Source organism: Nocardiopsis sp. iso_40 (genome assembly GCF_056173285.1).
Genome location: NZ_CM149666.1, coordinates 593,355 through 617,793 on the forward strand (window position 1 = coordinate 593,355; position 24,439 = coordinate 617,793).

The following is a 24,439-nucleotide window of genomic DNA, read 5'->3' on the forward strand; positions in this document are numbered from 1 at the left end:
GGGGCCCGCCACCGGACGGTCGGCCGACGTAGCTCAATTGGCAGAGCAATCGCCTTGTAAGCGATAGGTTAGGGGTTCAAGTCCCCTCGTCGGCTCTCTCTTTGCCTGACCTGGGACAACACTCCAGGCGAGATCGCTACCACGTAGCTTCGTCGCCTGGAGAGCTATCGCCTGTGGGTGCCCGGTGTGTGGGCTGGACCTCTCCTGTCTCCGGTGGTCTTCTGAGCCACCATCCATGACGTACAGGCCCTCCGGCCCCTGGTGCAGAGTGTCCCGCCGATCAGGTCCCACCTTGGGCCGAGTCGGCGCGGACCGGCCCAGCCGCACAGCGACCAGGGACACGACTGACCACCTGTGCCGCTGGCTCCGCGAACCGAAGCGCACACGCCGCCTGGCCCGTGAGCCCTTCCAGCGGTTGGGGCGGGGCCGTGAAACGCGGCTCCTTGGAGTGTCGTGTTGTGCTGCCGGGGCGTCCGCGCGAAACCTGAAACCCCTGATTCTATTATCTCCTCCGAGTGCGCCCAGCTCCTGATTGGACCGTTGCTCCACTCAAGAGCCGGGGCCTCCTGCACCGTCTATGCTGCTCCCACAACCGGGCTGGAGAGGTCACCCGCGCTGCTCCGGTTCCTCAGCCCCGAGCGGCAGGAGAAAAAGGATCGGCGAAAGGGTGCTGTGAAGCGGAGGCAACTGGAGCGGGCATGGGGAGCGATGAGGCCCTCTTGTGTCTTCTGGATCGCCCGTGCCACGATCTACCTTTGGGCTTTGGATAAAATTTAGTGCAACACCTGGTGTCCCATTTTCCCGATATGGTTGGGCGCCTTTGTTCCTCTTCCTGGTTGGAGTGTGCAGAGATTGGTCTGGGAATATCTGTGGGCGAGCATCACTGTCTATGCTGTGTCCCTGGTGATGTTTTTGTTGGCGTGGGTCTTCTATCGAAAATACGATAAGATCCAGGACTTTTTCCTGAGTGGCCTTCCTCGATTTTTTAGAGTTGAGGAGTACAGGCGGGGGAAAATTTATTCATTCAACAAGAAGGCTTCGGTGGCCTTCTTTGTGTTTCTCGGTTCGATGTCCGCGTTCTATGCAACCAAGGGCTTGGTGCTGTTCTTTGGATGAATATATTTATTTGATTTTGACTCTCCGATGATTCGTTTTTCTGGCAGGTGCAAGAGTCGTCAGCGTGCTTGGTCGGGTCCATGGCCGGCGATGACGCATTTGTGCAGTCAACTCCCCGGGGGTAGGGGAAATCCTGTTTCTTTTCGTACGTTGAGGAGGTTTTGATGGCTGACTGGGTGTGGGTGCTGGAGGGGTTCGACCGCGTTTCCGAGTTCTGTCGCGCGCGTCATGTCATTCCCGAACTTTCGGATGACGATGCGAGATATTTTCTAGGATTGGATGACTTCGGATATGGAGATATGTTTGACATAACCGAAGCTTCCCTCGCTGAGTTGTCAGTCCGATTTGGTCTGGAGGTGTTCCCGAAGGATTTCGAGTACCTGCTCGGCAGGGAGGCGGTTGAGTGTTCCTGAACTAAATGGTCGGGATGTGTAATTTTATGGAAATGGTTGCGGGTGGGGCGCCCGACGAGGCCGAGCCGACGGGGATCCGCACGTCGTGGGCTGCTTTCGAACCAGCTCGGTGTCGGACGGGACGGCCCGCGACCGTGTGCCCGCTCCCGGGAGCGGGCACACGGTCGCCTCGGGCGCGGCCGGTGCGGACGGTCAGCCGCAGACCGTGCCGTTGAGGGTGAACCGTTCCGGGGACGGGACGTGCTCCGACGGGTTGTGGCCCACGAAACCGAAGGTCACCTCACCGCCGGCCGGGATCACGGAGTTCCAGTCCAGGTCGCTGGCGGTCACCACGCGCCCGGCCTGTGCGAGTTCCGAGCTCCACGAGCGGTCCACCGTCTGCCCGCCGGGGAAGGACCAGTCCAGTTCCCAGCTGCTGACGGGCTCGGTCCCGTTGTTGCGGACGGTCACCTGGGTGTTGAACCCGCCTGACCAGACATCGTGTGTCGAGTACTCCACCTCGCAGTCGGAGGAGGCGGGCACGGCCGCTGTGCCCTGGTCGGCGACGAAGCCGGACACCCAGGCCAGGGTCGAGTTCCAGTTGATCGTCAGCTCGTTGGTCGCCCACGCGTCGATGTGGTCGATGTAGCAGAACTGCGGCGCGCAGCCCTCCAGGTTGGCCCGGCTCACCGGGTCCCAGGTGCCGGTGTCGGAGTTGGGCCCGCCGGACAGGGTCCCCTTCGGCGGGTTGGGCAGGGCGGGGTCGAGCTGGTGGGCGTACCAGCGGCTGTGCTGGTTGACCGCGTCGTTGGTGCCGTAACCGGTGACGTAGGACTGGTTGAGCGCGTTGCGCCCCAGGACGTAGTCCATCCCCTCCAGCACGGCGTCGCGGTAGCGTTCGTCGGCGCTGATGTCGTACGCGGTGGCGAGCACGGCCATGTTGTTCAGGACCAGGTTGTTGGAGCCCCAGGCGAAGACCCCGCTCCCGGGGGAGTAGGCCAGGCCGTACGGGTGCTCGCGCACGTTCTCCAGGTACTGCTCGGCACCGTCGAGCACGGAGTCGCGCACCTCGTCGCGGTCGGCCAGAGCGCTGGGCACGGTGGCCAGCTGCAGGCGCCCCAGCGGCGCGGTCCAGCGCCAGTCGAAGCCGTCCGCGGTGAACACCTCACCGGTGTGCAGTGCGGAGGAGGTGAACGCCTCCTCGTACTCCGCCCCGCCGGTGGCCAGGTAGAGTTCCGCGGCCGCCCAGTAGAACTCGTCGTCCACGTTGTCGTCGTCGTAGGGGCCGCCGCCCGCGCCCGTGGGGTCGGCGTAGCGCTCGGGCTCGGCCACGGCCGCCTCCCAGGCGGTCTCCGCCGCGGTCAGGCAGGTCTCGGCGAAGCCGGAGTCGTAGGGGGCGAACACCCGGGAGCACTGGGCCCCCGTGGCGGCCAGGTTGAGGGTGGCCGCGGTGGACGGCGGGTGCAGGTACCGGGGCTGCGGGTCGTCCGCGGGCATCATCGGCAGCCCCGTCCACTCCAGGTCGTGGACCTTGTGGTGGGCCATGCCCGCCAGCTCCTCGCCCTCGGGCACCTGCATGCTGAGCAGGAACTCCATCTGCCAGCGGGCCTCGTCCAGCACGTCCGGTGCCCCGTTGCCGCTCTCGGGCACCGCCAGGGCGCCGTCCCCGACCCGTCCGGGGTCTCCGGTCGGCGCGGTGTGGGCCCTCTCGTAGACGCTCATGAGCTGGTGGACGGAGATGCCCCCGTTCACCACGTACTTGCCGTGGTCGCCCGCGTCGTACCAGCCGCCGGAGACGTCCAGTGAGTAGTCGCAGGGCGTGTCCGGGTGGCAGGTCACCCCGGTGTCGCCCCGGTTCGGTCCGACACCGGTGTGGCCGGCCGCGCGCCCGTAGCCGGGAGCGATCCCGTCGAGGATCTCGATGCCGCTGCGCTGCGTGTAGTAGAAGTTCAGCGAGTCCGTGGCCAGCTCGGCGTAGGGCTCGGCCGTGATGCCGAAGGGGTGGCTGGTCTGGCCGTCGGAGGTCAGCGTGTAGCCCTCCCCCTCCGCGGTGAGGTGACCGAAGTCGATGGTGTGCACGTTCTGCCCGGAGGTGGCGTCCGTGCCGCGGGGTGTGGACGTGCCCTCGGCGACGACCGTTCCGTCGGCGTCGGCGACCTCCCAGGGGAGGCCTTCGGCGGCCTCGGTGACGACCGTCGCCGCCTTGGGTCCCTCGGGCAGGTAGGCGACCTGGTTGACGCGCACGCGCGGTCCGGTGTCCGGCTCGTAGACGGGGGGTTCGGCTCCGCCGACGAGGGAGACCTCGTGCAGGCAGAACGTCCACGCCTGCTCGCTGCCGCCGATCTGGAAGGCCACCTGGGCGTCGTCGCGGTCGGTCGACGCGGTGAACACGTACTCGTGGGTGGTCGGCTCGGCGCTGAGGACCGGGCGCTCGTCGAGTTCGGTGCTCCAGGGGTCCACGGGCTCCTGTACGAGGGAGCGGATGGGGCGTCCCTCCAGACCGGAGGCGGTGAAGGAGAAGCCGTAGGACTCACCGGCCGTCAGTGCGACGTCGTCCTGGCCGACGATCACCTCCCACGGGTCGCCGGTGCCCCCGGGGACGTCGACGCACAGGACCCCCTCGGCGGCGTCCATCTCCGCTCCGGGACTGGCCCACCAACCGGCGGTTCCCTGGCTGAAGTCGCCGTTGGAGATCTGCTGGGGCGGTTCGTCGGCGTGGGCGGGGGCCGGGCCGAGCAGGCCCGCGGCGAGCGTTGCTGCCGCGCTCAGGGCGACGGCTTTTCGAAGAGGCACGTGGTTCCTTCCGCTGGGGGGTGGCGGCATGGAGTGGGAGCGCTCCCAATAGTGTGATCATTGTTGTGTTATGGCTCACATTTGTCAACGGGGGCAACGGCGGCCGCCCCCTCCGGGCCGGGTTCTGCCGCTATGCCTCGCGACGGCATCCGGCGAGGAGGGTCGCGACCATGTGCTTGGCATCGGCCCTGTCGTAGTCGGGGCCGGTGATGCAGAGGTTTCCGATGGCGCGCATGAGCGTGTAGGCGGTGATGCCGGGGCTGAGTTCGTCGTCGGCGGCGCAGGCGTCGAGCAGTGTCGCGCAGGCCGGGACCAGGGTGTCGAGCATGAGGGTGTGGAGCTTCTCCAGTCCTGGATCACCGGACCCCAGGGCGGCGCTGAGGCCGTGCTTGGTCACCAGGAACTCCACGAACGCGTCCGCCCAGCGGGTCAGGGCGGTGAACGGGGAGGCTGATTCCTCCAGGAGTCGGGGCGCGAGTGCGGTGCAGGTGTCGATCTGGTGCCTGTAGACGGCGGTGACGAGGTCCGCCCGGGTCGGGAAGTTCCGGTAGATCGTGCCCACGCCGACGCCGGCGCGTTCGGCGATGTCGCGGATGGGGGCTTGGACGCCCTGGTCCACGAAGACCGCCGACGCTGCCGACAGGACGCCGCTGCGGGTGCGCTGTGCCTGTGCCTGACGTACTCCGACCGGTTCCGGCACGGATCCTCCCTTGCTCGCGGAACAATGTTCCGCTAAGTTGGCGGAACGGCGCTCCGCCAAAGTATGACAGAGCGATCCATGGAGAAAGCGTAGGTCTCCCCATGCCTTCCAGCCACCTCGACCAGCGGATCACCGCGGTCAAGCCCATCACCGTTCCCGCGCCCGGCCGCAGCCTCGACCTGCAGGTGAAGGTCACCGCCCCGCTGTCGGGACAGAACCTTCCCGTCATCGTGTTCTCCCACGGCAACGCATGGTCCCTGGACGGATACGAACCCCTCGTCGACCGGTGGGCAGCCGCCGGATTCATCGTCGTGCAGCCCACCCACCTGGACTCCCGCCGCAACGGCATCGCGTGGGACGACCCGCGCTTCGCCACCATCTGGCGGGTCCGGATCGCCGACCTCCACGCGGTCATCGACGGCCTCGGCGACATCCTTCGCCAAGCCGGCGGCCTGGAGGGCCGCGTCGACCATGAGCGCATCGCGGTCGTCGGCCACTCCTGGGGGGCCCAGACAGCCGGCGTGGTCCTCGGCGCGCGCGTGCTCGACGCCGACGGCTCTCCCGGAGAGGACTTCTCCCACTCCGCGGTCTCGGCCGGCGCGCTGATCGCCGCGACCGGAACCGGCGACACCCTCACCCCGTTCGCCGCCGAACACCTTCCGTTCATGAGGCCGGACTACTCGACCATGACCACCCCGGCCCTGATCGTCGCGGGCGGCAAGGACCAGTCGCAGCTCTCCACCCGGGGGCCGGAGTGGTTCACCGACGCCTACCACCTCAGCCCGTCCCCGAAAGGTCTGCTCACCATCGCCGAGGGCGAGCACACCCTGGGCGGCCTCGCCGGCGAGATGGCCGCCGAGACCACCGACGAGGACCCCGCCCGCGTCGCCCTCGTCGCCGACGCCGTCTCCGCCTACCTCCTCGACGCCTTCAAGCTCAACGACGATGCGTGGACCGCCCTCGGCAACGCCGCTGCGACCGGCGACGATACGTGGAGCATCACCAGCAAGTGAACCCGGCCAGAGCGCGCTGCCGACCGGGCCGGGAGCGGGCTCGGGAGGCGATCGGCTCCGCCCCGGCCACGCGGCGAAGCCCCGGCGCGTGGCCGGGGCTCCGGTCGCTCTTCGGCCGACCCGTGCTCGGGCCTGCGTCTTCTCAGTCCTGCGGTTCCCGGGGGTTCACCACGGTCTCGGGCCCCGGGTAGATGACCCGCTCCTCGCCGTCGGCGAAGCGGACCAGGTAGGGCGGGCCGTTGTCGGCCCCTCGGACCTCGATGATCTCGGCGTTGTGCTCGCCCTTGGAACTGGTGACCCCGTGCGTGTGCAGGCGGTCTCCGGCGGTCGCTCGCATCTGCCCTCCTGCTGTTCGACGACCGGCCTCCCCCGGGCCGGCCACAGTCGGGTGGTACCCGCGCCGCGGTCCGGATGAACCCCGTGGAACTGGTGAAACAGCGATCAACCGGACGTCCTACGATGTGCGGGTGAACAAGCTCTCCCCAGTCGTCGCGTTCCTCGTCTTCGTGGGCGTGTTCGTGCTCTCGCGTACCGCCACCCGGGACTTCCTGGCCTCCTGGGTCGCCCTGGAGGGGGTGGTCCTCGGGCTGGCCTCCCTGGTGGCGTCCGTGCTCCTGTCCGCTCTCGCCGCGGGGGCGGTGCTCTACGCCTCCCGGCTCATCTCGGGGGAGTAGGCGGCTGCCCGGGGGGTCAGGGTGCGGCGGCGGGAGCCGGGCAGGAGGCGTTCGCGCGGAGCCGAGCCCGCAGGGCCACGGCCAACAGGGCGAGCCCGACGGCGGCGAGCAGGGGCTGGACCGGGGCGAACCAGGCCATGGCGCCGCTGGTGCCCAGAGCCAGCAGGACGATCTTGTTGCAGACCGGGCAACCGATCGCGAACCAGGCCAGGAGCCCGCCGCCGAGCCCGCGCCTGCCCCCGGGGCCGCCGGAGTCCTCGGGGACGGGACGGGTGTAGGTGGCCAGGAGCAGCCCGGACAGGACCGCCGTGGCGGCCCACACCGGGTAGGACCACCACGTGGGGTCGATCTCACGGGCGAAGATCCCGTTGGGGATGAGGACCGCTGGCAGGCCCAGGGCCAGCAGGGTCAGGGAGGTGCCGACCGCTGCGACCGCCCACTGCCGTGTACCCCAGTCGCGCATCTTCCGTCCTTCCCGGGCCGTCTCCGGCGCTCAGCCTCGTGGCGGTGTCCGGCCTACCGGGATGCCGCCGTTGATTTCTATCGCCAATAGAATACTCTCTACTCGTCATAGAAAACGAGGACGGGGGCGGCATGCCGAAGGGCGACGAGAGGTCCGGCGACTCCGAGCGGTCGCGCGGGACCAGGGGGCCGAAGGGCGCCCCGGGGACGAAGGACTCCGCACGCGGAACCGTGTCACCACTGCTCCTGGGCGGCGCGGTCCTGCTCGCCCTGGTGGTCGCGGTGGCCGTGGGCCTGAACCTGGAGGGCGACGGTGAAACCGGGGAACCGGACGCGCCCGAGGCCGCCTCCGTGGTCGACCACGTCGACGAGGAGCAGCGCGAGTGGGGCCAGGAACTGGCCCGCCGCACCGCCGACGACCCCGCGGCCCTGGGCCGTGAGGACGCCCCCGTGGTCCTGGTCGCCTACTCCGACTTCGGCTGCCCCTACTGCGCCGCCTGGTCCCAGGAGACCCAACCCGAACTGGTCGAGCGGTACGTGGACTCGGGCGACCTGCGGATCGAGTGGCGGGAGTTCCCCTACCTCGGCGAACTGTCGCGGACACTGTCCGCCGGAGCCGTCGCCGCGGGCGAACAGGACTCGTTCTGGGAGTACCAGGAGGCCGTGTTCGCGCACCAGGAGGAGCTCAAGTCCGCCAACGACCCGGACACCCTCCTGGCGGAGATCGTCGAGGACCTGGGCCTGGACGGCGACCGGTTCCAGGAGGACCTGGACTCGGAGCAGAGCGCCGCCGCCGTCAGCCGTGACTTCGTCGAGGGCCAGCGGATCGGGGTGAGCGCCACCCCCGCCTTCATCGTCAACGGCGACCCCGTCATGGGTGCGCAACCCCTCGACGTCTTCCTCCAGAGCATCGACACGGCCCTCGCCGCGGCAGGGGAGTGAACACCGTGGACATCGGATTCGTCGCCGCGGTGCTCGGCGGGCTGCTGGCCCTGCTCAGTCCGTGCAGCGCCCTGCTGTTGCCGTCCTTCTTCGCCTACGCCTTCCGCGACCCGGGACGGCTCCTGCTGCGCACCGGGGTCTTCTACGCGGGACTGTGCCTGACCCTGGTTCCGCTCGGAGCCGGTTCGGCCATGGTGAGCGTGCTCTTCCACGGCCACCGCGACCTGCTCATCAATACCGCGGGCGGCCTGCTCATCGCCTTCGGCGCCGCCCAGGTCCTGGGGCTCGGCTTCACCTGGGGAGTCCTGGCGCGGGCACAGAGCCGGTTCGCGGGCGGCCGGGGGAACCTGTCCGTCCTGGGCCTGGGCGCGGTCTACGGCCTGGCCGGGTTCTGCTCCGGGCCGATCCTCGGGGCGGTGCTCACCGTGGCGGCGACCGGGACGCCTGGCCGCGGCATGCTCCTCATGGCCGCCTACGGGCTGGGCATGGTGCTGCCGATGTTCTTCCTGGCACTGCTGTGGGACCACTACGACCTGGGGCGCCGCCGCTGGCTGCGCGGCCGGACCGTGGAGGTCGGCCCGCTGCGCACGCACACGAGCGGGCTACTGTCCGGCGGACTGTTCGTGGGGATCGGCGTGCTGTTCGTCGCCTTCGACGGTACCGCCTCGATGGCCGACCTCCCCGGCACCGGCTGGATGGCGGAGCTAGCCGACAGGGCCCAGGCGCCGCTCGCGCGGCTGGGCGGCTCGACCGACCTGGTGGCCCTGGCGGCTCTCGCCGCCGCGGTCGCCCTGGTGGTGGGCGGATCCCTCCTCGCCCGGCACCGGAACCGGTCCGGGGCGGAGACCGAGGTGACGGGAGCCGAACAGGCCGGAGCGGAGGCCGACGGCACCGGGACCGCCGCGACCACGGCCGAGGGGGAGGCCGCGCGTGCGGAGTAGGAACACGGTGCCCGTCGCGCTGGCGTCCCTCGTCCTGCTCACCGCCTGCGGGCCGGGAGGCGGGGGCACCGGCGACGCCGAACCGAGGAACGAGCCGGCCGCGTCCCCGCCGCACGTCTCGGGCGCCCTCCCGTACCCCCTGGCGGGCCCGGCCCAGTGGACGGCGCCCTTCTCCTCCGAACCCAAGGCCGCGGGTTCCACCTTCGTCGGGGTGGCGCAGGACAGGCAGGGCGGCCCGATCCGCTTCCTCGGAGTGGACCGGGGCGGGGTCACCCGCTGGGCCGCCGAACGGGACCCCGACTGCACCGGCTTCACGGTCACCCGCGCGGAGGACGGCGGTGCGCCACTCGTGGTGCTGATGGACCGGGAGCCCGATCCGGGCGGGGGCCTCTTCGCCGCCGTGACCACCGCGTCCGCCTACGACCCCGAAACCGGGGAACGTGTGTGGGGGCCCACCGAGGTGCCCGGGACCCTGGTCGGCCCCGGACTGGTGTTCGCCGCGTTGCCGGGCAGCGTGATGACCGATGCGACCGGCCCGAAGGCGGCCCTGGGCGCGGCGGACGGGAAGGTGGTCGCGGACGAGGAGGACGGGGACGCCGTCCTGCACGAACACCACGGCATCCTGCTCGTGCACCGGGACGGGGCGCTGCGCGCGGTCGGCCCGGAAGGGGCGGACCTGTGGACCCACACCGACCTGGAGGTGCCGGCCGAACTCGGGGCGGAGCCGGTCCGGGTCGGTTACGGGCCGCGCCCCGCCAGCGACTCCGCCGCGGCTGTGGCGCTGGAATGGACGGCGGACGGGGGCGACGGCCGTTCGGAGGATGCGGACACGCTGCTCCACACCGTGCACGACCTGCGGACGGGGGAGCGGCTCCTGACGCTCGCCGCCCACACCGAACCTCGCCTGCGCGGTGACGGCCTGGGGCGCACCGTGGTCCTCGCGGCGCGCCCCGGAGAAGGAGAACCGACACTTTTCGGCCTGGCCGGGGCGGAACCCGCGCCGGTCTGGGAGCTTCCCGCACTGCCGGATGAACGCCTCGACGGACTGGTCGGCGGCATCCTGTACACCGACGGCGGGCAGGCGCCCCGGGCGGTCGACGCGGACACCGGAGAGGTCGCTTCGGAGGACACGGCGGGCCGGGCCCCGGCCGCGGCCCTCCCCGGCGGCCCCGCGATCCTGGCGGTCCCCGGCGGGGACGGCGGTTCCGCCCTGGTAGCCCTGCCCGTCGGCTGAGCGGTACGGGGGATGCCTATTCTTGGACGGACAAGCGCACGACGAACGGTGGGCCATGAGTAACACGGCTTCCGGGCTCGGATCACTGGAGTCCGCGGTCATGGCGGTCCTGTGGGCCGCCGGGCGTCCGGTGAGCGTGCGCGAGGTGGTCGAGGGGCTGGCCGACCGCGAACCGGCCTACACCACAGTCTCCACGGTCCTGGAGAACCTGCGCCGCAAGGGCTGGGTCGACCGGGAGCGCACCGGTCGGCTGTGGTTCTACCGTGCCCTGCGGGACCGGGCCTCGCACGCCGCCGACCGCATGCACGGCGCCCTGGACGACAGCGGGGACCCCCGGGTGGCCCTGCTGCGCTTCGTCGACCGGATGGACCCGGACGACCTCGACGTCCTGCGCGGGCTGCTCGCCGAGGTCCCCCGGGACGAGGACCCGTGACCTGGTCGGTGGCGGCGCTCGCCGCCCTGGTGCTGTGGAGCGCCACGGGCTCCCGGGCGCTGCGGGCCCTCCACCGGGGCCTGGGCGCCACCGCCCGGACGATGCTCACCCTGTGGACGCTCGCCACCGCCGCGTGGCTGCTGGCCTGCGCCGCCCTGCTCGCCACCCTGGCCACCGGGGTGATGGGTCCCGGGGTGAAGGCGCTGGTCGCCGCCTGCGCCGACCTGTTCCAGGCGGTGCAGCAGAACGGTGCGCAGAACGGGCTCGCGGTCGCGGGACTCCTCGGCGCCGCGGGGCTGGCCCGGCTCACGTGGACGGCCGTCGGCCGCCACAGGGACCGGTCGGTCCGGATCAGGGAGTACGCCCGGGCACTGGCCGTTGCAGGACGGCGCCGCACCCTGCACCTGGACCGGGTCTGGCTGCTGGAAAGCCCCGAACCCGCCGCCTACTGCGTACCCGGCCGCGGGTTCGGCATCGTGGTGACCAGGGGAGCCGTCGACCGGTTGACCGGGCCCGAGCTGCGCGCGGTCCTCGCCCACGAGCGGGCCCACCTGAACGGACGCCACCACCTCCTGGTCACCTGGACGCGGCTGCTCGACACGGCCTTTCCCGGGGTGCCGCTGCTCCGCGCCGCCGCGGGGGAGGTCCCCGAGCTCGTGGAGTGGGCGGCCGACGACCGGGCGGCCGAGGAGGCCGGACCGCACGCACTGGCCCATGCCCTGGGGATCATGGCGGCCTCGGGTGCGGACGGCCCCGAACCCGCCCTGTCGGCATCGGGCGCCTGCCCGGTACGGCGGGTGCGCCGCCAGGTCCGGCCGGCGGAACCCGCCGCCGGCTGGGCCGCCCACGCCGGCGCGGCGCTGTTCGTGGTGCTGCCGCTGGCCCTGGCGGTGCTGGCCACGGTGCTCAACGTCGCCGTGCCGCCGTGCGAATGCGCGGGCTGAGGACGCGCCGGGGCCCGGTGCCCCGGAAGGTGCCCTCGGTGCATCGCCCGGCCGCGGCGTCCGCCTGGTCACAAAGTAGGGGTCGGGGGTGCCGGACACCGGTGCCCGGATGAAAAACTCCGCCCATGCTCGGTATCACTGACCTGCCCACCTACCTGGCAGGACTCGTCCTGATCGTGCTCCTGCCGGGGCCCAACTCGCTGTACGTGCTGTCCGTCGCGGCACGCGGCGGAACCCGCACCGGGTACAGGGCGGCCGCGGGCGTGTTCACCGGCGACGCCGTGCTGATGCTGCTCGCCGCGGTCGGCGCGGCCTCGCTCCTCCAGACCACCCCGCTGCTCTTCACCGTGGTGAAGTACGCCGGGGCCGCCTACCTGGTCTGGATGGCGATCGGGATGCTGCGGTCCGCCCGTGCCCTGTGGACCTCCCGGCACCGGTGGGCCGAGGAGCAGCGGGCCGCCGACGCCGCCGCGGACACCGCCGCCGTCTCCGCGGGAGCCGCGGGGCCGGGCATCGGCGGAGCGGAGCGCCCCTTCCGCCGGGCTCTCGTGGTCTCCCTGTTCAACCCGAAGGTGATCCTCTTCCTGATCTCCTTCTTCGTGCAGTTCGTCGACCCCGCCTACGCCTACCCGGCACTGTCCTTCCTGGTGCTGGGCCTCCTGCTGCAGCTCGTCAGCCTGCTCTACCTGTCGGTGCTGATCTTCGGCGGGACCCGCCTGGCAGCGGCCTTCGGGCGGCGCAGGCGGCTCTCGGCGGGCGCCACCTCCGCGGTCGGGGCCCTGTTCCTCGGGTTCGCGGTCAAGCTGTCCGTCAGCAGCGCCTGACCGCGTCCCCGCACGGCGGTCCTCGGCGGCGTCCGAGCCGTCCGCCCGCCCCGCCCCGCCCCGGCGCGCTTGCGCGGACGGCGGAGAGGAGGAGCCCCGGCGGCCCGGACCCCGGCCGCCGGGGCCGCGGCTCAGTCCGACACCGGTTCGGTGACGAACCGCACCGAGGCGTCCAACCTGCGGGCCAGGGCCTGTGCCTCCTCGGGGGTGTCGGCACCGACGGCGATGTGCGCGATCCGGTTGCCGACCGAGCGGTGCGGTTCGATGACGTCGCCGGGGCTGACGGCCAGTTCCGCGTGGAGCAGGTTCGGGTGGGCCAGCACCTCGTCCCAGCCCTCGACCGCGACCAGACGGCCCGAAGGGGGAGTGAGGAAACGGATCGCGGCCCCCCGCCGGGGCCGGAGCGAGGCGCGGTCGACGGGGTTGCCCAACGCGTCGTCGTAGACCAGGCCGAACCATTCGAGGCCGGGGATGACGTGGGGCAGCATGCGGTGGATCCAACCGCCCGCGTTGCGCACGTGCACCTCGCCGAGGACGACGCCGCGTTCGGTCCACCACAGTTCGACGTGGAACTGCCCGTAGCTCAGCTCAAGGGCGGTGAGGGCGGCGACGACCTGGCTTTCGATCTCCTGCGCGGTCCGGTCCGGGATGATCGCGGGGATGACGTACTCGGTCTCGAAGAAGTTCGGCGGCGGCAGCAGTTCCTTCGAGGTCAGGGCCAGCACGTGGGGGGCGCCGTCGAGGAAGAGGCCCTCCGCGCTGAACTCGGGCCCCTCCACGAACTCCTCGACGATGAAGGAGCCCCGACTCCCCTCCGGCAGGAACTCCAGCGCCCCGGCCAGCGCCTGCGGCCCCTCGATCCGGGTCACGCCCTCGCTGCCCATGGCGTCCCGCGGCTTGACCACCCAGGGGCCGGTGGACCCCCGCAGGAAGTCGTGCGCCTCCGCCTCGTCCGCGCAGACCCGGAACCGCGGCTGGGGGAAGCCCGCGGCGGCCAGTTCGGCCCGGGCCTCGTCCTTGGTGCGGACCCGGTGGACCGCCTTCGGCTGGTTCCCGGGGCGGCCCAGCGCGGCCGCGGCCTCGGCCACCGCCTCCTGGGCCATCTCCCGCACACCGAAGACGACGTCGAAGCGGTTGCCCGCCTCGGCCTGCGCACGCGCCCACTCCGCGCTCGCCCCGCGCACCTCGAAGTCGACGGCGGAGGCGGCGTCGGCGAGTTCGGTGACCGCCGGAGTCGCCGCCAGGGTGGCCTCCTGGTTCGTGACGTGCACTCTCAGGCCGCGTGCGTGCGCCTGGCGGATCGCCGTTCCGACGACGTCGACGGCGAGAGTGGCGTTTCCGGCCCCTCCGACGAAGAGGAGCTGGAGGGAGGGCTGGTCTGTCATGTGAGTTCCTCGGTGAGTCATCTGTGCGGGCGGCTCGGTCGTTCGGGGCGCGGGTCAGGTCCCTGACGCGGCGCTTTCCCCGAAGACGTTCAGGAAATAGTTGATGTCGCAGGTCAGGCCGCGCGCCATGTCGCCCATCCGGGAGGCGCCGCCCCTGTCGGCGAGGCTCTCCCGGTTGCGGCGTAGCGTGCGGTCGGAGAAGGGGAGCGCCCCGGGGCTCAGGTAGCGGATGGCGCCGTCGGGCGCACGGCGCGGGATGACCTCGGAGCGCGCGTACCGGCTGGCGCTGAAGGGGATGTCGAGCCTGCCCTCCGCGAAGGCGGACTCGATGCCGCCGTGGAGGCAGGGGGCTGCCAGGACCGGCTCCACGATCTCGGCCACCTCCTCCAGGACCCACTCCAGCTCGGCGCCGACCCGGTCCTCGTCGAGCGCGATGAAGTCCAGGAGCGGTGAGTTGGCGCGGGAGGCGAGCAGCAGCCCGTCGATGTTGGCGCGCGTGTCGGGGATTCCGTACGCCTCCAGGTAGGTTTTCGTGATCAGTTTGGTGGCACCGCCCAGGCGGGCGAGCAGCGCGCCGTAGAGGATGACGTCCTCGGCGTGCGACCGCTCCCTGGGGAAGACGCCCATGAACTCGTGCAGTACCGCGTGGACCTCCACCTCCTCGGGCAGGTAGCGGGCGGCGAGCACCGGGATGGCCCGCAGCGCGGCCACGTCCTGCTCGAAGTGGCCGCCCTGCGGGTACGCCACCGAGATGCAGCGCACCCCCTCGCGGGCCGCGGCCACCGCCTCCAGGACGCTGACGGCCAGCGAGACCGACGGGGGTACGAGCACGGCGGTGAGCGTGCCGAACAGCTCGCGGTCGATGACCAGGCCCCGCCTGGCCAGGTCCCCGCAGAGCGCGTCCACCTCCCGCCAGGCCGCCAGCGAATCGCCCAGCGGCACGGCCTTCGAGTAGGGGAGGTTGTACGAGATCCCGCCGCCCTCGAAGGAGGTGATGCCGGAGGCCACCGAGGTCTCGAACAGGCGGCGCGCGTCGGGCGAACCGTGCCGCACCTCCAGGGGGGCGGACACGGCCTCGTTGAGCTCGCGCCCCCTGGGCCAGCCGTGGGTGACGAGGGGGTAGCCGTTGAGTTCGGCGGAGTTGCGCAGCAGCACGGCGCGGGCGTTGTCGAAGTGCTTCAGCCGGGTGTGCGAGTCGATGGTGATGGTGAGGATGCCCGGTTCGGCGTGCCGTTCCAGGTCCCGCAGCAGGGTCAGCATCTGGGTGTGCGAACCCACGCCGCAGCGCGGTTGCAGGGCGACGCGCCCCGCGGCGCGCGCCGCACGCAGAACCTCCGCCGCGGTCGGTTTGCCCAGCTCCCGGACGTAGGCGAGGGACTCCGAGATCGTCGGCGGCTCCGGGGGCTCCGGTGGCGGTGCGGCCGCGTTCACCGTGCGGTGACCGGCTGCGCGCTGCGGGTACGGAGCCCGTCCAGGACGGTCGGCAGCTGCTCGGGGTCGGACAGGACGAGTTCGACGCCGAGTTCGCGGAACCGGTCGTCGTCGGCGGCGTCCTTGTTGCTCCCCACGGAGAGGTTGCCGCCGAGGATGACCGGGCAGTCCAGGAGGCCTGCGGCGCGGGCCCGCGGCAGGTCCTGGAGGTCCTCGTAGGCGTGCCCGTTGAGGCTGCCGATGATGACGGCCTCGGCTTCGGGGTGTTCGGCGTGGGCGGCGGCGAACTCGGCCACCGGGGTGCAGGCTCCGAGGTTGACCACACGGAACCCCTGGGCACGCAGGGAATGGGCGATGAGCTGGTTGGCCACGACGTGGGCGTCGCTGGCCGCCACGCCGAGGATGACGGTTCGGGTCAGGGGTTCGGGTCTCATGTGCAACTCCCGGAGGTCTTGTGTGGGTGGCTGTCCCGCGGCCGGGCTGGGTGACGGAGGCGGACGGCCGGGCGGAGGTCAGTCGTCGAACGCGGCGAACAGTTCGCGTTGGCTGACCTCACGCAACCGGGCGACGTCGTACTTCTCCGGGTCCGCGACGGACAGGGAGTCGAAGACCAGGTTGACCGCGGGCACCAGGCCCCAGGCGTGGCGGTAGGCCGGCCAGCCCGGGCTCCCCCGGTCGGCGTCCAGTTGGCGCTCGAAGATGTAGTTCGCCCACTTCGGGGTGGCCGGGTAGCGGTGGTGGAAGTCGTGCACGACCGTGTCGCCGGTCAGGACGAGGTACCGCGAGGGCGCGTGCACGAAAAGCATGCGCGCGGTCCACCTCGTCCAGGCCGCGGCGCGGCGCAGCGGCGGCAGGTCGGGGGAGGGCGCCGGCTCGCCGATGAAGATGGCGTTGGTCAGGCTGCCGAAGTACTCCTTGCCCCGGTGCTCGGTCACGTCCGGGGCAGGGAAGGTGTGTTTCACGCAGAGCCGCAGGGTGTTGCTCACCTGGAACAGCGGGAAGAGCGGAACGAGCCAGGCCAGGAGCAGCATCGGCCAGGTCCCGGTGGCGACGGTGGCGATCGCGGCGACACCGTAGAGGGCGACGCTGGCGGCCTTCTCGCTGATGTCCGAGCCGTGCCAGAAGGAGCGGATACGGGCCACCGCGAAGGTGAGGTGGAACCAGGGCGAGACGATCTTCCCCAGGACCCGTCGCCACATCTGTCGGCGGGTCATCCCCGGGTGCAGGTCCAGACTCACCAGGAACGCCTGGACCGTGGGGTCCCGCAGCGTCATGTGGTGGGCCGCGTGGTGGTCGCTGACGTGTTCCCGGCTGTACCGGCCGAAGTGCTGGATGATCAGCAGGCTGGAGGTGGCGCGGCCGATCGCGGCGTCCAGGCGGCGCCTGCGGTACATGTTGCGGTGCGCGCACTGGTGGTAGACCATCATCCGCAGGTTGCGCATGCCGTGCAGGGTGACGGCCCAGCCCGGTAACAGGAGCAGCAGCCAGAAACCGGAGAGGGCCAGGCCGACGCAGCTGATCGCGGTACCGGTCAGCATGGACAGGCCGGCGGTGGTCAGATGGAATCCGGGGGTCCACCAGGACAGGGGGCCCTGGCCGGAGATCGGTTTCCCAGTGAATACCGTGATCGGATACTGAAGGAATCGTGGCAGGGCGCGCATGGTTTCGCGCGGGTCCGAGCGGTCAGCGGACGCCTCGGAACCCAGACCGTTTCCGATAGTTGTCATCACATTCTCTTCGTGGCAGGTGTCGATTCAGCTTGAGTTCTACGGTTTCGCGTCCTGGGGCTGTTCTTCGGGGAGTTCGCGAAGTTTTCGCACCGGTGAGAGGAAAACGGGCAGGAAGGCTGTCGCCATGAACGCCCCGCCCACCCACAGGGCGGCCTGCACCCCGACCAGTTCTCCCAGAACCCCGGACAGGGCGGCGCCGACCGCGAGGGCTCCGGTCAGGAGAAACCGGAAAGTGGCGTTCATCCGGCCGAGCAGGGAATCGGCGGTCATGCGCTGGCGCAGGCTGACGCCGAGCACGTTGTCCATGCCGATCTTGAACATGGCCAGGAACCAGCCGGCTCCGGCCAGGTACAGCCAGAAACCCTGGCCGACCAGGGGCACGAGCAGGCCGGCGGGTGACAGGACCAGCCCGGCGAGGCCGAGGGTGCGCCCGTAACCGAGGCGGGCGGCGACGGGCCGGGCGCAGCGGGCGCCGCACAGCAGCCCGACCCCGCCGGCCGCCCAGAAGAGGCCCAGGGTGGCCGAGGACAGGCCGAGCTCGCGGACGAACCAGATCGGGAGCATGGTGTTGACCACGGCGGACCCCAGGTTGGCCAGGGCCGCGGTGAGCACGAGCGCCCGCAGTTCCGTCCTGCCGAAGACGTGCCGAAGGCCCTCCCCGATCTGCGCCGCCAGCGGCGGGGCCTTCTCCCCCCGCGCCGCGGCAGCCGCGGGTGCGTGCCGGAGGCTGGTGAGCCGCAGGGCCGAGGCCAGGTAGGCGCCCGCACTGACGACGAGGGCCACGGGTGCGGTGAGCAGCGCGACCAGTCCGCCGCCGGCGCTGCGTCCGGCCACGTTGCCCGCCGCGATCAGCGTGTTGATGTCGGCGTTGGCCTGGACCAGGCTGCGGCGGTCCACGAGGGAGGGCAGCACGCTCTGCGAGCCCACGTCGAAGAAGACGGTGGCACAGCCGTTCAGCAGCACGATCGCGTAGAGGTGGCCGAGGGTGAGCATGTCCGCCCACCAGGCCAGCGGCACGGTGCAGAACAGCAGCGCTCGGCACAGGTCCGCCGTGATCAGTACCCGCCGGTGGCTGAGCCGGTCCACCCAGGCCCCGGCCGGCAGGCCGATGAGGAGGAAGGCGACGGTGCTCAGGGTCGCGAGCGCGCCGACCTGCCCGGGGCCGGCGTCCAGGGCGGCCACGGCCACGAGCGGTACGGCCACGTAGCTGATGTTGGTGGCGAGCTGACTGAGCGTGGAAGCGGCGAACAGCACACGGAAGTCACGTACGCGCCAGGGAGAGTCGGGTCGCATGGTTTGTCCGTCCGATGGTTGGTCCGGAGCCGCTGTTCTGGAAACCCCGTCAGCGCCAGGGATATTTGGCACCGAGTTCCATTTTCTTCGATTAATGGCCGAATGTGGCCATGATCATTGTTACTTATGTCCTCATTCGGACACGAGGGCTGTTGGCAATGGCCGAATCCGGCCATGGGCGTGGTTCTGGGGCGGTGGGAGGAGGGGGTTTTCGGTGGAAAATCCCAGGGCCGCCGCGGCTGTGGATCGTGATCATCATGCCTGAACTGCAAGAACTCGAAAAATCCTTAATTGGCTGCCCGTGCTGTGCGGGAATCAAGGTAGCGGCCGCGCCAAAGAATCAACAATGTGATCCATGTCACATTGACGCTCATGTTGTGCTGATGCACGATCGATTGCGGTTCTCCTGGTTGATCAAGATCTTTTTCTCTGCAATGCATATTTGTTGATCAGCGCCTTTCAAAATTGGCGCCGTGTGCATTTTCGGCAAACGTCAGGTGAATCCGGGTCGGCGAATTGCATCCGTGGTGATTCGGGTCGGCCCCCTGCCGGTAACCGCCGTTGTGCCAGGCAGGACCACTGCTCGATCACGGACACCCCCACACACAGGTCAGGTGAAAGCAAGTGACCGCACGTACCGCCCTCATGATCGGTGCCGCCGGCGGAATCCTCTCCGAGGCGGCCCGAGGGCTCGCCCGGGAGGGGCACCCCCTCGTCCTCTTCGACAAGGACGAGGAGGCCGTCACCCGCCTGGCCGAGGAGCTGGCCCCGCGGACGAAGGTCGACGTGGTCCTCGGCGACATCACCGACATCCCCGCGGCCGAGCGGCAGCTGACGGAGATCACCGAACTGCACGCCCCGTCCGTCCTCGTGAACGGCGTCGGCGGGGACACCCGGGTCATCGGTTACGCCGACCTGGAGCGCGGCCATTTCGAGGAGACGTACCTGGAGAACGTGGTCAGCACCTGGATCGCGGTCAAGGTGGTCGCGCCCCGCATGGCCCGGGACGGCTACGGGCGCATCGTCAACTTCGCCTCGACCGGCGGGCGGACCTACAGCCGCTTCAACAACGCCGCCTACGTCGGCGCGAAGGCGGCCGTCATCGGCATGACCAAGCAGATGGCACACGAACTCGCCGGCACCGGTGTGGTGGTGAACGTGGTCGCGCACGGGCCGATCGCCACCGACCGGGTCGCGGGCGCCTTCGAACGCCGTGACGAGGCGGCGCGCAGGGCCGTCCTCTCCCGGCTTCCGATGGGCCGGTACGGCACGGTCGCGGAGGCCGCCGGGAGCGTGCTGCACCTGTGCTCCGAGAGCGCCGGCTACTCGACCGGTTCCGTCATCGACATCAACGGCGGGCTCTACATGTGAGACCCCCCGCCCCCGCAGGAAACAGCGCACAAGGAGCTGGTGTGGCGAAGTTTGTCGTCCAATTCGAATACAACGTGGACCGGGCGGGCCGACAGGGCCTGCACCCGGCCCACGCCGAGAACCTCCACCGGCTCGCCGACAGCGGTGTCCTGCTGCTCGGCGGACCGCTCACCGGTGAGAACTCCGGACTCCTGCTCTACGAGGTGGACGACCGCGAGGAACTCCGGCGAGTACTGGACGAGGAGCCCTACGTCCGGGGCGGGATCGTCGCCAGGACCCGGATCCACGAATGGGAGCCGGGCAAGGGCAGCTGGATCCGCGCACTGAACCGCGCCGAGGAAACCCCCGCCCCGGAAGGAACCCGCTGACATGCTCTCGCTCAAGCAGGACTCCCTGCACGCAGGGGTCGTCGACCCCGAGATGGGTTCCATGCGCGTCCTCAGCGAAACGGCGCTGAGGTTCCCCGACGCACTGTCGTTCTCCTCGGGCGCCCCCTACGACGGCAACCACGACCTGGCCGACCTCGGCCGGCACATCGAGCGCTACATCGGGCACCTGCGTGAGAAGGGCGTGCCCGAGGAGCGCATCACCCGCTCCCTCTTCCAGTACGGGCCGGTCAGCGGAATCATCCGGGACGATGTCGCCCTGATGCTGAAGCAGGACGAGGGCATCGACGTCCCGGCCGAAGCCGTCATGATCACGCACGGCTTCCAGGAAGCGGCCCTGATCACCCTGCGCGGTCTGTGCACCTCCGCCGACGACGTCCTGCTGTCGGTCTCGCCCGCCTACGTCGGCATCCGGGGCGCGGCGCGGATGCTCGACGTCCCCATCCGCGGGATCCTCGAAGGACCGGACGGGCTCGACCCCGAGGCGGTGGCTGCGGCGGCCCGCGAGGTGCGCTCCGAGGGCAGGCGCCCGGCGGCCCTCTACCTGGTGCCCGACTTCTCCAACCCGTCCGGCACGGTGGTCCCCCTCGCAGCCCGACGGCGACTCCTCGAAGTCGCAGCCGAGGAGGACCTCGTGATCCTGGAGGACAACCCGTACGGGCTCTTCGCCCGCGAGGGGGCGTCACTGCCCACCCTGAAATCCCTGGACACCGACCGCCGGGTCGTCTACCTCGGCTCCTTCGCCAAGTCGGCCTTCCCCGGCGCCCGCCTCGGCTACCTGGTCGCCGACCAGGAGGTCACCGACACCGAGGGGGCCACCCGGACCCTCGCCGAGACGCTCTCACCGGCCAAGGCGATGTTCACGGTCGGATCCTCCTCCCTCTCCCAGGCAGTGGTCGGCGGCATCCTCGTCGCCAACGGCCACGACCTGAGATCCGCCACCCGCGAGCTGGCCGCGGTCTACCAGGAGCGGCTGGAGACGACCCTGGACGCCCTGGCCGAGCACTTCCCGGCCGACGGGGACCACGGCGTCACCTGGAACACCCCGAGCGGCGGGTTCTTCCTGGTCCTGAAGGTCTCCTTCGACGCCGACCTCGCGGCGATGGAACGCTCGGCCCGCGACTACGGGGTGAGCTGGGCGCCCATGAGCATGTTCTACCTCGACGGAGGCGGCCGAAGGCAGATCCGGCTCGGTTTCAGCAACCTGGCACCCGACGCGATCCGCGAGGGCATCGCGCGGCTGGCCCGTTTCGTCAAGGAAACCCCGCACGAGACCCCCGAGGAACAGTTTTGAGCCCCCGAACGCCCACCGCCGTCGTCGTGGACGGCTACTCGGCAGGAAACTTCTACCCGGGGGCCTTCGCCTCCGCCGGCGCCCGGGTGGTCCACGTGCAGAGCACACCGGAACTTATCCCGACCATGCGCGCACCCGAGCTCTCCGCCTACGCGGAGAACATCGTTTGCTCCGACGGGGACCGGCTGGTCGAACTCCTGCGGCCGTACGACCCGGTCGCCGTCGTCCCCGGTCAGGAGTCCGCCGTGCGGCTCGCCGACCGGCTCAGCGCGGCACTCGGCGTGAAGTCCAACGGCACGGAACTCTCCGCCGCCCGTCGCGACAAGTACGAGATGATCGAGGCGCTGCGCCGGGCCGGGGTGCGCTGCGCCGACCAGTTCAGGAGCGACGACCCCGGGCTGATCGTCAAATGGGCCGAGGACCGCGGGGACTGGCCGGTGGTGGTGAAGCCGGTCAGCTCGGCCGCCTCCGACGGCGTCTTCGTCTGCGAGGACGCGGAGGAGGTCCGGGCCGCCGCCGAACGGAACCTGGGCACCCGGGACATCTTCGGCTTCGCCAACACCGAGGTGCTGGTCCAGTCCTACCTCCGGGGCACGGAGTACATCGTCGACACGGTCAGCTGCGACGGCCACCGTTACGCCTGCGGGGTCTGGCGTTACGAGAAGCGGATGCTGCCCTCCGGCCAGCGGGTCTACAACCGGGAGATCCTGCTGCCCTCGGAACGGAGCCCGGTTCCGGAGCTGATCTCCTACGTCGACGAGGTGCTCGCGGCACTGGACGTGCGTTGGGGACCCGCGCACGCCGAGGTCATCGTCACCGACCGGGGACCGGTCCTGGTCGAGATCGCCACCCGGCTCAACGGCCTGCTGAACCCCGGGTTCCAGCAGCTGTGCCTGGGAGCCGACCAGGCCGGGCTCTCCGCGGCGGCCTACGTCCGCCCCGAGGAGTTCGTCCGGGAACACGGCGGCCGGACCTACCGCAGGCTCCGGTCCGCCTACAGCTACAACCCGGCCACCGCGCTCGACGGTGTCCTTGAGCGGGTGGACCAGGAAGTCCTCGACCGGATCAACGAGCTGCCCAGCGTGTTCCTGACCAGCCTCAAGTACGGGCCGGGCGACCGGATCCGCCCCACCACCGACCTGCTCTCGGCCGCCATGCGGATCTACCTGACCGCGGCCGACGACGCCCGGCTCGCAGCCGACTACGAGAAGGTCCGCGCGTTGCAGGAATCGGTCTACCGCCTCTCCTGACCCGGACGCACCACGCTCACACCCCCACCCGGATCTTCCCCACACCCCCCATACCGGAGGAACAGCTGTGCACAGCCGCATCGGCATCTTTCTGTCACCCGTCCACGAGACGGGGCAGGACCCGCACCTGGCGATCCACCGCAACCTCGACCTGGTCGAGCGCGCCGACCGCCTGAACTTCGACGAGGCGTGGTTCGGCGAGCACCACACCCTGGGCTGGGGCCTGGTCGGCGCCCCGGAGACCCTGATCGCCGCAGCCAGCCAGCGCACCCGCCAGATCAGGCTCGCGCACGGCGTGGTCCCGCTCTCCGGCCACCACCCCTTCCACGTCGCCAGCCGTGCGGTACACCTGCACCACCTGGCCCAGGGCCGTTACATCCTGGGAGTGGGGCCGGGTGTGCCCTTCGACGCCACCATGTTCGGCCTCGACGGGACGGTCCAGCGCAGACGCCTGGACGAGGCCCTGCCCACCCTCCTCGAACTGGTCAACGGCGAGGAGCGGGTCACCCAGAAGACCGACTGGTACGAGCTGAGGGACGCCAAGCTCCAGCTGCCGCGGTTCGGGGACGGCCCGATCGAGGTCGCCATGGCCACCTCCGGCACCTCGGTGACCAGCCCCCGCCTCATCGGCCGGTACGGGCTGAGCATGACCTCCTTCGCGCTCCCGTTCGCGCTGATGACCCCGGGCGCCCCGGACCACATCGGCCTGGCCCAGCAGTGGAAGCACGCCGAGGAGGCCGCCGAGGAGTTCGGGCAGACGCTGCACCGCCAGGACTGGCGCATCGCCCTGCCGGTGCACGTCGCCGAGACCAGCAAGCAGGCGTTCGCCGAGGTCCGAGAGGGCTACGACCGCTGGTTGTTCGAGTACTTCGGCAGGGCCGCGGGCCGCAGCGTCCAGCCCCCCGGCGTCCCGCGGGACCAGCTCCTGGAGGCCCGGGTCGAGGCGGGCGGCGCCCTCGTCGGCTCCGTCGACGAGGTGGTCGCCGGTATCCGCCGGATGCAGGAGGCCACCGGCGGATTCGGAACCCTCCTGGTCTACGCCGCGGACTGGACCTCCTACGAGAACACGAACCGCAGCCTCGAGCTGCTGGCACGCCACGTGGCCCCGCGGATCACCGGCGCCGCGGCCCGCCCGCAGGAGGCCGTCGACTGGGCGATCGCCAGCCGCGCCTCCCAGTAGCCCCCGGTGGTCCGCCACAACCGTGCGTCCGGGAACGCCGGACGCCCAGGAACGAACGCCGGAACAAGGGGAGAGACTTCGCATGCTGCAACAGGCCAGGTCGGCGCGCCGTCCCTTGGACCAGCGTTTGTTCCGTGACCTCCTCGGCCGATTCGCCACCGGGGTCGTACTCGTCACCGCGCGTACGGAGGACGGCCCCGCGGGGATGGCCGTCAACTCCTTCACCTCCGTTTCACTCGACCCCCCGCTCGTCGCCCTGTGCGCGGCCCACACCTCGACCACCTGGCCGCGTATCCGGGCCGCCGGGAACTTCGCGGTCACCATCCTCGGGGAGGGGCACGCCGACCTCTGTCGGCTGTTCAGCGACCGCACCGCCGACCGGTTCGCCGGGCGCGAGTGGGCCCGCACCCCGGCCGGCCACCCCGTCCCGGCGGACGGCCTGGGCTGGTTGGACTGCGGGATCAGCGCGATCCACCCGGCGGGCGACCACGAACTGGCCATCGCCTCGACCAACGACGGAGCCCTGGCGGATCCGGCGGACCCCCTGGTGTTCCACAGGAGCCGGATCCGCCGACTGGCGCCCGAGCCGTCCGCACCCGCGGAGCCCGTCACCCGCCGGCGTACAAGAAGAACGAGCTGAGGAAGAAGCTG

General features: G+C 70.6%; 25 protein-coding genes and 1 tRNA gene. 17 read left to right on the forward strand and 9 right to left on the reverse strand.

What is annotated here, in order from left to right; translation table 11 throughout:
• The first annotated feature begins 22 nt into the window (after positions 1-22).
• From AC0VYD_RS02545 to AC0VYD_RS02555, 3 genes are all read left to right on the forward strand, one after another.
• Positions 23-95 (forward strand) — tRNA-Thr (locus AC0VYD_RS02545).
• Between the two features lie 748 nt (positions 96-843).
• Positions 844-1,116 carry a hypothetical protein gene (locus AC0VYD_RS02550; protein WP_475478395.1) on the forward strand — a complete coding sequence of 91 codons (273 nt, stop codon included), beginning with the start codon at positions 844-846 and terminating at the stop codon, positions 1,114-1,116.
• Between the two features lie 164 nt (positions 1,117-1,280).
• A complete protein-coding gene (locus AC0VYD_RS02555; protein ID WP_475478396.1) occupies positions 1,281-1,529 on the forward strand; it encodes a hypothetical protein in 249 nt (82 codons plus the stop codon).
• 192 nt (positions 1,530-1,721) lie between these two features.
• Here AC0VYD_RS02555 and AC0VYD_RS02560 read toward each other — a convergent pair whose 3' ends face one another.
• Positions 1,722-4,301, reverse strand: coding sequence for a glycoside hydrolase family 9 protein (locus AC0VYD_RS02560; protein WP_475478397.1), 2,580 nt, complete (start codon positions 4,299-4,301; stop codon positions 1,722-1,724).
• Between the two features lie 130 nt (positions 4,302-4,431).
• Complete coding sequence (locus AC0VYD_RS02565) at positions 4,432-5,001, reverse strand: TetR/AcrR family transcriptional regulator (RefSeq protein WP_475478398.1); 570 nt, start codon at positions 4,999-5,001, stop codon at positions 4,432-4,434.
• 101 nt (positions 5,002-5,102) lie between these two features.
• Here AC0VYD_RS02565 and AC0VYD_RS02570 point away from each other — a divergent pair, with 101 nt between their 5' ends.
• Positions 5,103-6,014: an alpha/beta hydrolase family protein gene (locus tag AC0VYD_RS02570; protein WP_475478399.1), complete on the forward strand. Its 912-nt coding sequence runs from the start codon at positions 5,103-5,105 to the stop codon at positions 6,012-6,014.
• A 142-nt stretch (positions 6,015-6,156) separates the two neighbouring features.
• On the opposite strand, the gene AC0VYD_RS02575 is transcribed toward AC0VYD_RS02570, so the two are convergent.
• Positions 6,157-6,351 carry a DUF1918 domain-containing protein gene (locus AC0VYD_RS02575; protein WP_191276188.1) on the reverse strand — a complete coding sequence of 65 codons (195 nt, stop codon included), beginning with the start codon at positions 6,349-6,351 and terminating at the stop codon, positions 6,157-6,159.
• A gap of 130 nt (positions 6,352-6,481) precedes the next feature.
• On the opposite strand from AC0VYD_RS02575, the gene AC0VYD_RS02580 reads away from it, so the two are divergent.
• Positions 6,482-6,688: a hypothetical protein gene (locus AC0VYD_RS02580; RefSeq protein WP_475478400.1), complete on the forward strand. Its 207-nt coding sequence runs from the start codon at positions 6,482-6,484 to the stop codon at positions 6,686-6,688.
• Between the two features lie 16 nt (positions 6,689-6,704).
• Here the strand turns inward: AC0VYD_RS02580 and AC0VYD_RS02585 are convergent, their stop codons facing one another.
• Positions 6,705-7,151, reverse strand: a complete 447-nt coding sequence (locus AC0VYD_RS02585) for a hypothetical protein (RefSeq protein WP_475478401.1) — start codon at positions 7,149-7,151, stop codon at positions 6,705-6,707.
• 131 nt (positions 7,152-7,282) lie between these two features.
• Here AC0VYD_RS02585 and AC0VYD_RS02590 point away from each other — a divergent pair, with 131 nt between their 5' ends.
• The 6 genes from AC0VYD_RS02590 (at position 7,283) to leuE (ending at position 12,468) form a co-directional block, all read left to right on the forward strand.
• Positions 7,283-8,092 carry a DsbA family protein gene (locus AC0VYD_RS02590; RefSeq protein WP_475478402.1) on the forward strand — a complete coding sequence of 270 codons (810 nt, stop codon included), beginning with the start codon at positions 7,283-7,285 and terminating at the stop codon, positions 8,090-8,092.
• 5 nt (positions 8,093-8,097) lie between these two features.
• Positions 8,098-9,033: a cytochrome c biogenesis CcdA family protein gene (locus AC0VYD_RS02595; protein ID WP_475478403.1), complete on the forward strand. Its 936-nt coding sequence runs from the start codon at positions 8,098-8,100 to the stop codon at positions 9,031-9,033.
• A complete protein-coding gene (locus AC0VYD_RS02600; protein WP_475478404.1) occupies positions 9,023-10,267 on the forward strand; it encodes a PQQ-binding-like beta-propeller repeat protein in 1,245 nt (414 codons plus the stop codon). The genes AC0VYD_RS02595 and AC0VYD_RS02600 overlap by 11 nt, the downstream gene beginning before the upstream one ends.
• 55 nt (positions 10,268-10,322) lie before the next feature.
• On the forward strand, positions 10,323-10,700 hold the full coding sequence (locus AC0VYD_RS02605) for a BlaI/MecI/CopY family transcriptional regulator (protein ID WP_475478405.1): 378 nt from the start codon (positions 10,323-10,325) through the stop codon (positions 10,698-10,700).
• On the forward strand, positions 10,697-11,644 hold the full coding sequence (locus tag AC0VYD_RS02610) for a M56 family metallopeptidase (RefSeq protein ID WP_475478406.1): 948 nt from the start codon (positions 10,697-10,699) through the stop codon (positions 11,642-11,644). The genes AC0VYD_RS02605 and AC0VYD_RS02610 overlap by 4 nt, the downstream gene beginning before the upstream one ends.
• A gap of 125 nt (positions 11,645-11,769) precedes the next feature.
• A complete protein-coding gene (gene leuE / locus AC0VYD_RS02615) occupies positions 11,770-12,468 on the forward strand; it encodes a leucine efflux protein LeuE (RefSeq protein WP_475478407.1) in 699 nt (232 codons plus the stop codon).
• A 131-nt stretch (positions 12,469-12,599) separates the two neighbouring features.
• On the opposite strand, the gene AC0VYD_RS02620 is transcribed toward leuE, so the two are convergent.
• The 5 genes from AC0VYD_RS02620 to AC0VYD_RS02640 form a co-directional block, all read right to left on the reverse strand.
• The gene (locus tag AC0VYD_RS02620) at positions 12,600-13,853 is read right to left on the reverse strand and encodes an ATP-grasp domain-containing protein (RefSeq protein WP_475478408.1); all 1,254 of its coding nucleotides are present in this window, start codon (positions 13,851-13,853) and stop codon (positions 12,600-12,602) included.
• Between the two features lie 54 nt (positions 13,854-13,907).
• The gene (locus tag AC0VYD_RS02625) at positions 13,908-15,284 is read right to left on the reverse strand and encodes a methylaspartate mutase (protein WP_475478409.1); all 1,377 of its coding nucleotides are present in this window, start codon (positions 15,282-15,284) and stop codon (positions 13,908-13,910) included.
• The gene (locus tag AC0VYD_RS02630; protein ID WP_475478410.1) at positions 15,281-15,718 is read right to left on the reverse strand and encodes a cobalamin-dependent protein; all 438 of its coding nucleotides are present in this window, start codon (positions 15,716-15,718) and stop codon (positions 15,281-15,283) included. Before AC0VYD_RS02630 ends, AC0VYD_RS02625 begins: the two co-directional genes overlap by 4 nt.
• A gap of 78 nt (positions 15,719-15,796) precedes the next feature.
• Positions 15,797-17,011 (reverse strand): fatty acid desaturase, encoded by a 1,215-nt coding sequence (locus AC0VYD_RS02635; RefSeq protein ID WP_475478411.1) that lies wholly within the window; start codon positions 17,009-17,011, stop codon positions 15,797-15,799.
• Between the two features lie 39 nt (positions 17,012-17,050).
• Positions 17,051-18,307, reverse strand: a complete 1,257-nt coding sequence (locus AC0VYD_RS02640; RefSeq protein ID WP_475478412.1) for an MFS transporter — start codon at positions 18,305-18,307, stop codon at positions 17,051-17,053.
• A gap of 624 nt (positions 18,308-18,931) precedes the next feature.
• Here AC0VYD_RS02640 and AC0VYD_RS02645 point away from each other — a divergent pair.
• The 6 genes from AC0VYD_RS02645 (at position 18,932) to AC0VYD_RS02670 (ending at position 24,428) form a co-directional block, all read left to right on the forward strand.
• Positions 18,932-19,678, forward strand: a complete 747-nt coding sequence (locus tag AC0VYD_RS02645) for an SDR family NAD(P)-dependent oxidoreductase (RefSeq protein WP_475478413.1) — start codon at positions 18,932-18,934, stop codon at positions 19,676-19,678.
• Positions 19,679-19,719: 41 nt separating this feature from the next.
• Positions 19,720-20,046 (forward strand): YciI family protein, encoded by a 327-nt coding sequence (locus AC0VYD_RS02650; RefSeq protein WP_475478414.1) that lies wholly within the window; start codon positions 19,720-19,722, stop codon positions 20,044-20,046.
• 1 nt (position 20,047) lies between these two features.
• Positions 20,048-21,358: an aminotransferase-like domain-containing protein gene (locus AC0VYD_RS02655; RefSeq protein ID WP_475478415.1), complete on the forward strand. Its 1,311-nt coding sequence runs from the start codon at positions 20,048-20,050 to the stop codon at positions 21,356-21,358.
• Positions 21,355-22,608, forward strand: a complete 1,254-nt coding sequence (locus AC0VYD_RS02660; protein WP_475478416.1) for an ATP-grasp domain-containing protein — start codon at positions 21,355-21,357, stop codon at positions 22,606-22,608. The genes AC0VYD_RS02655 and AC0VYD_RS02660 overlap by 4 nt, the downstream gene beginning before the upstream one ends.
• A gap of 67 nt (positions 22,609-22,675) precedes the next feature.
• Entirely contained in the window at positions 22,676-23,788 is a 1,113-nt protein-coding gene (locus AC0VYD_RS02665) for an LLM class flavin-dependent oxidoreductase (protein ID WP_475478417.1), read from the forward strand.
• Positions 23,789-23,915: 127 nt separating this feature from the next.
• The gene (locus AC0VYD_RS02670; RefSeq protein WP_475478418.1) at positions 23,916-24,428 is read left to right on the forward strand and encodes a flavin reductase family protein; all 513 of its coding nucleotides are present in this window, start codon (positions 23,916-23,918) and stop codon (positions 24,426-24,428) included.
• The last annotated feature ends 11 nt before the right edge of the window (positions 24,429-24,439 follow it).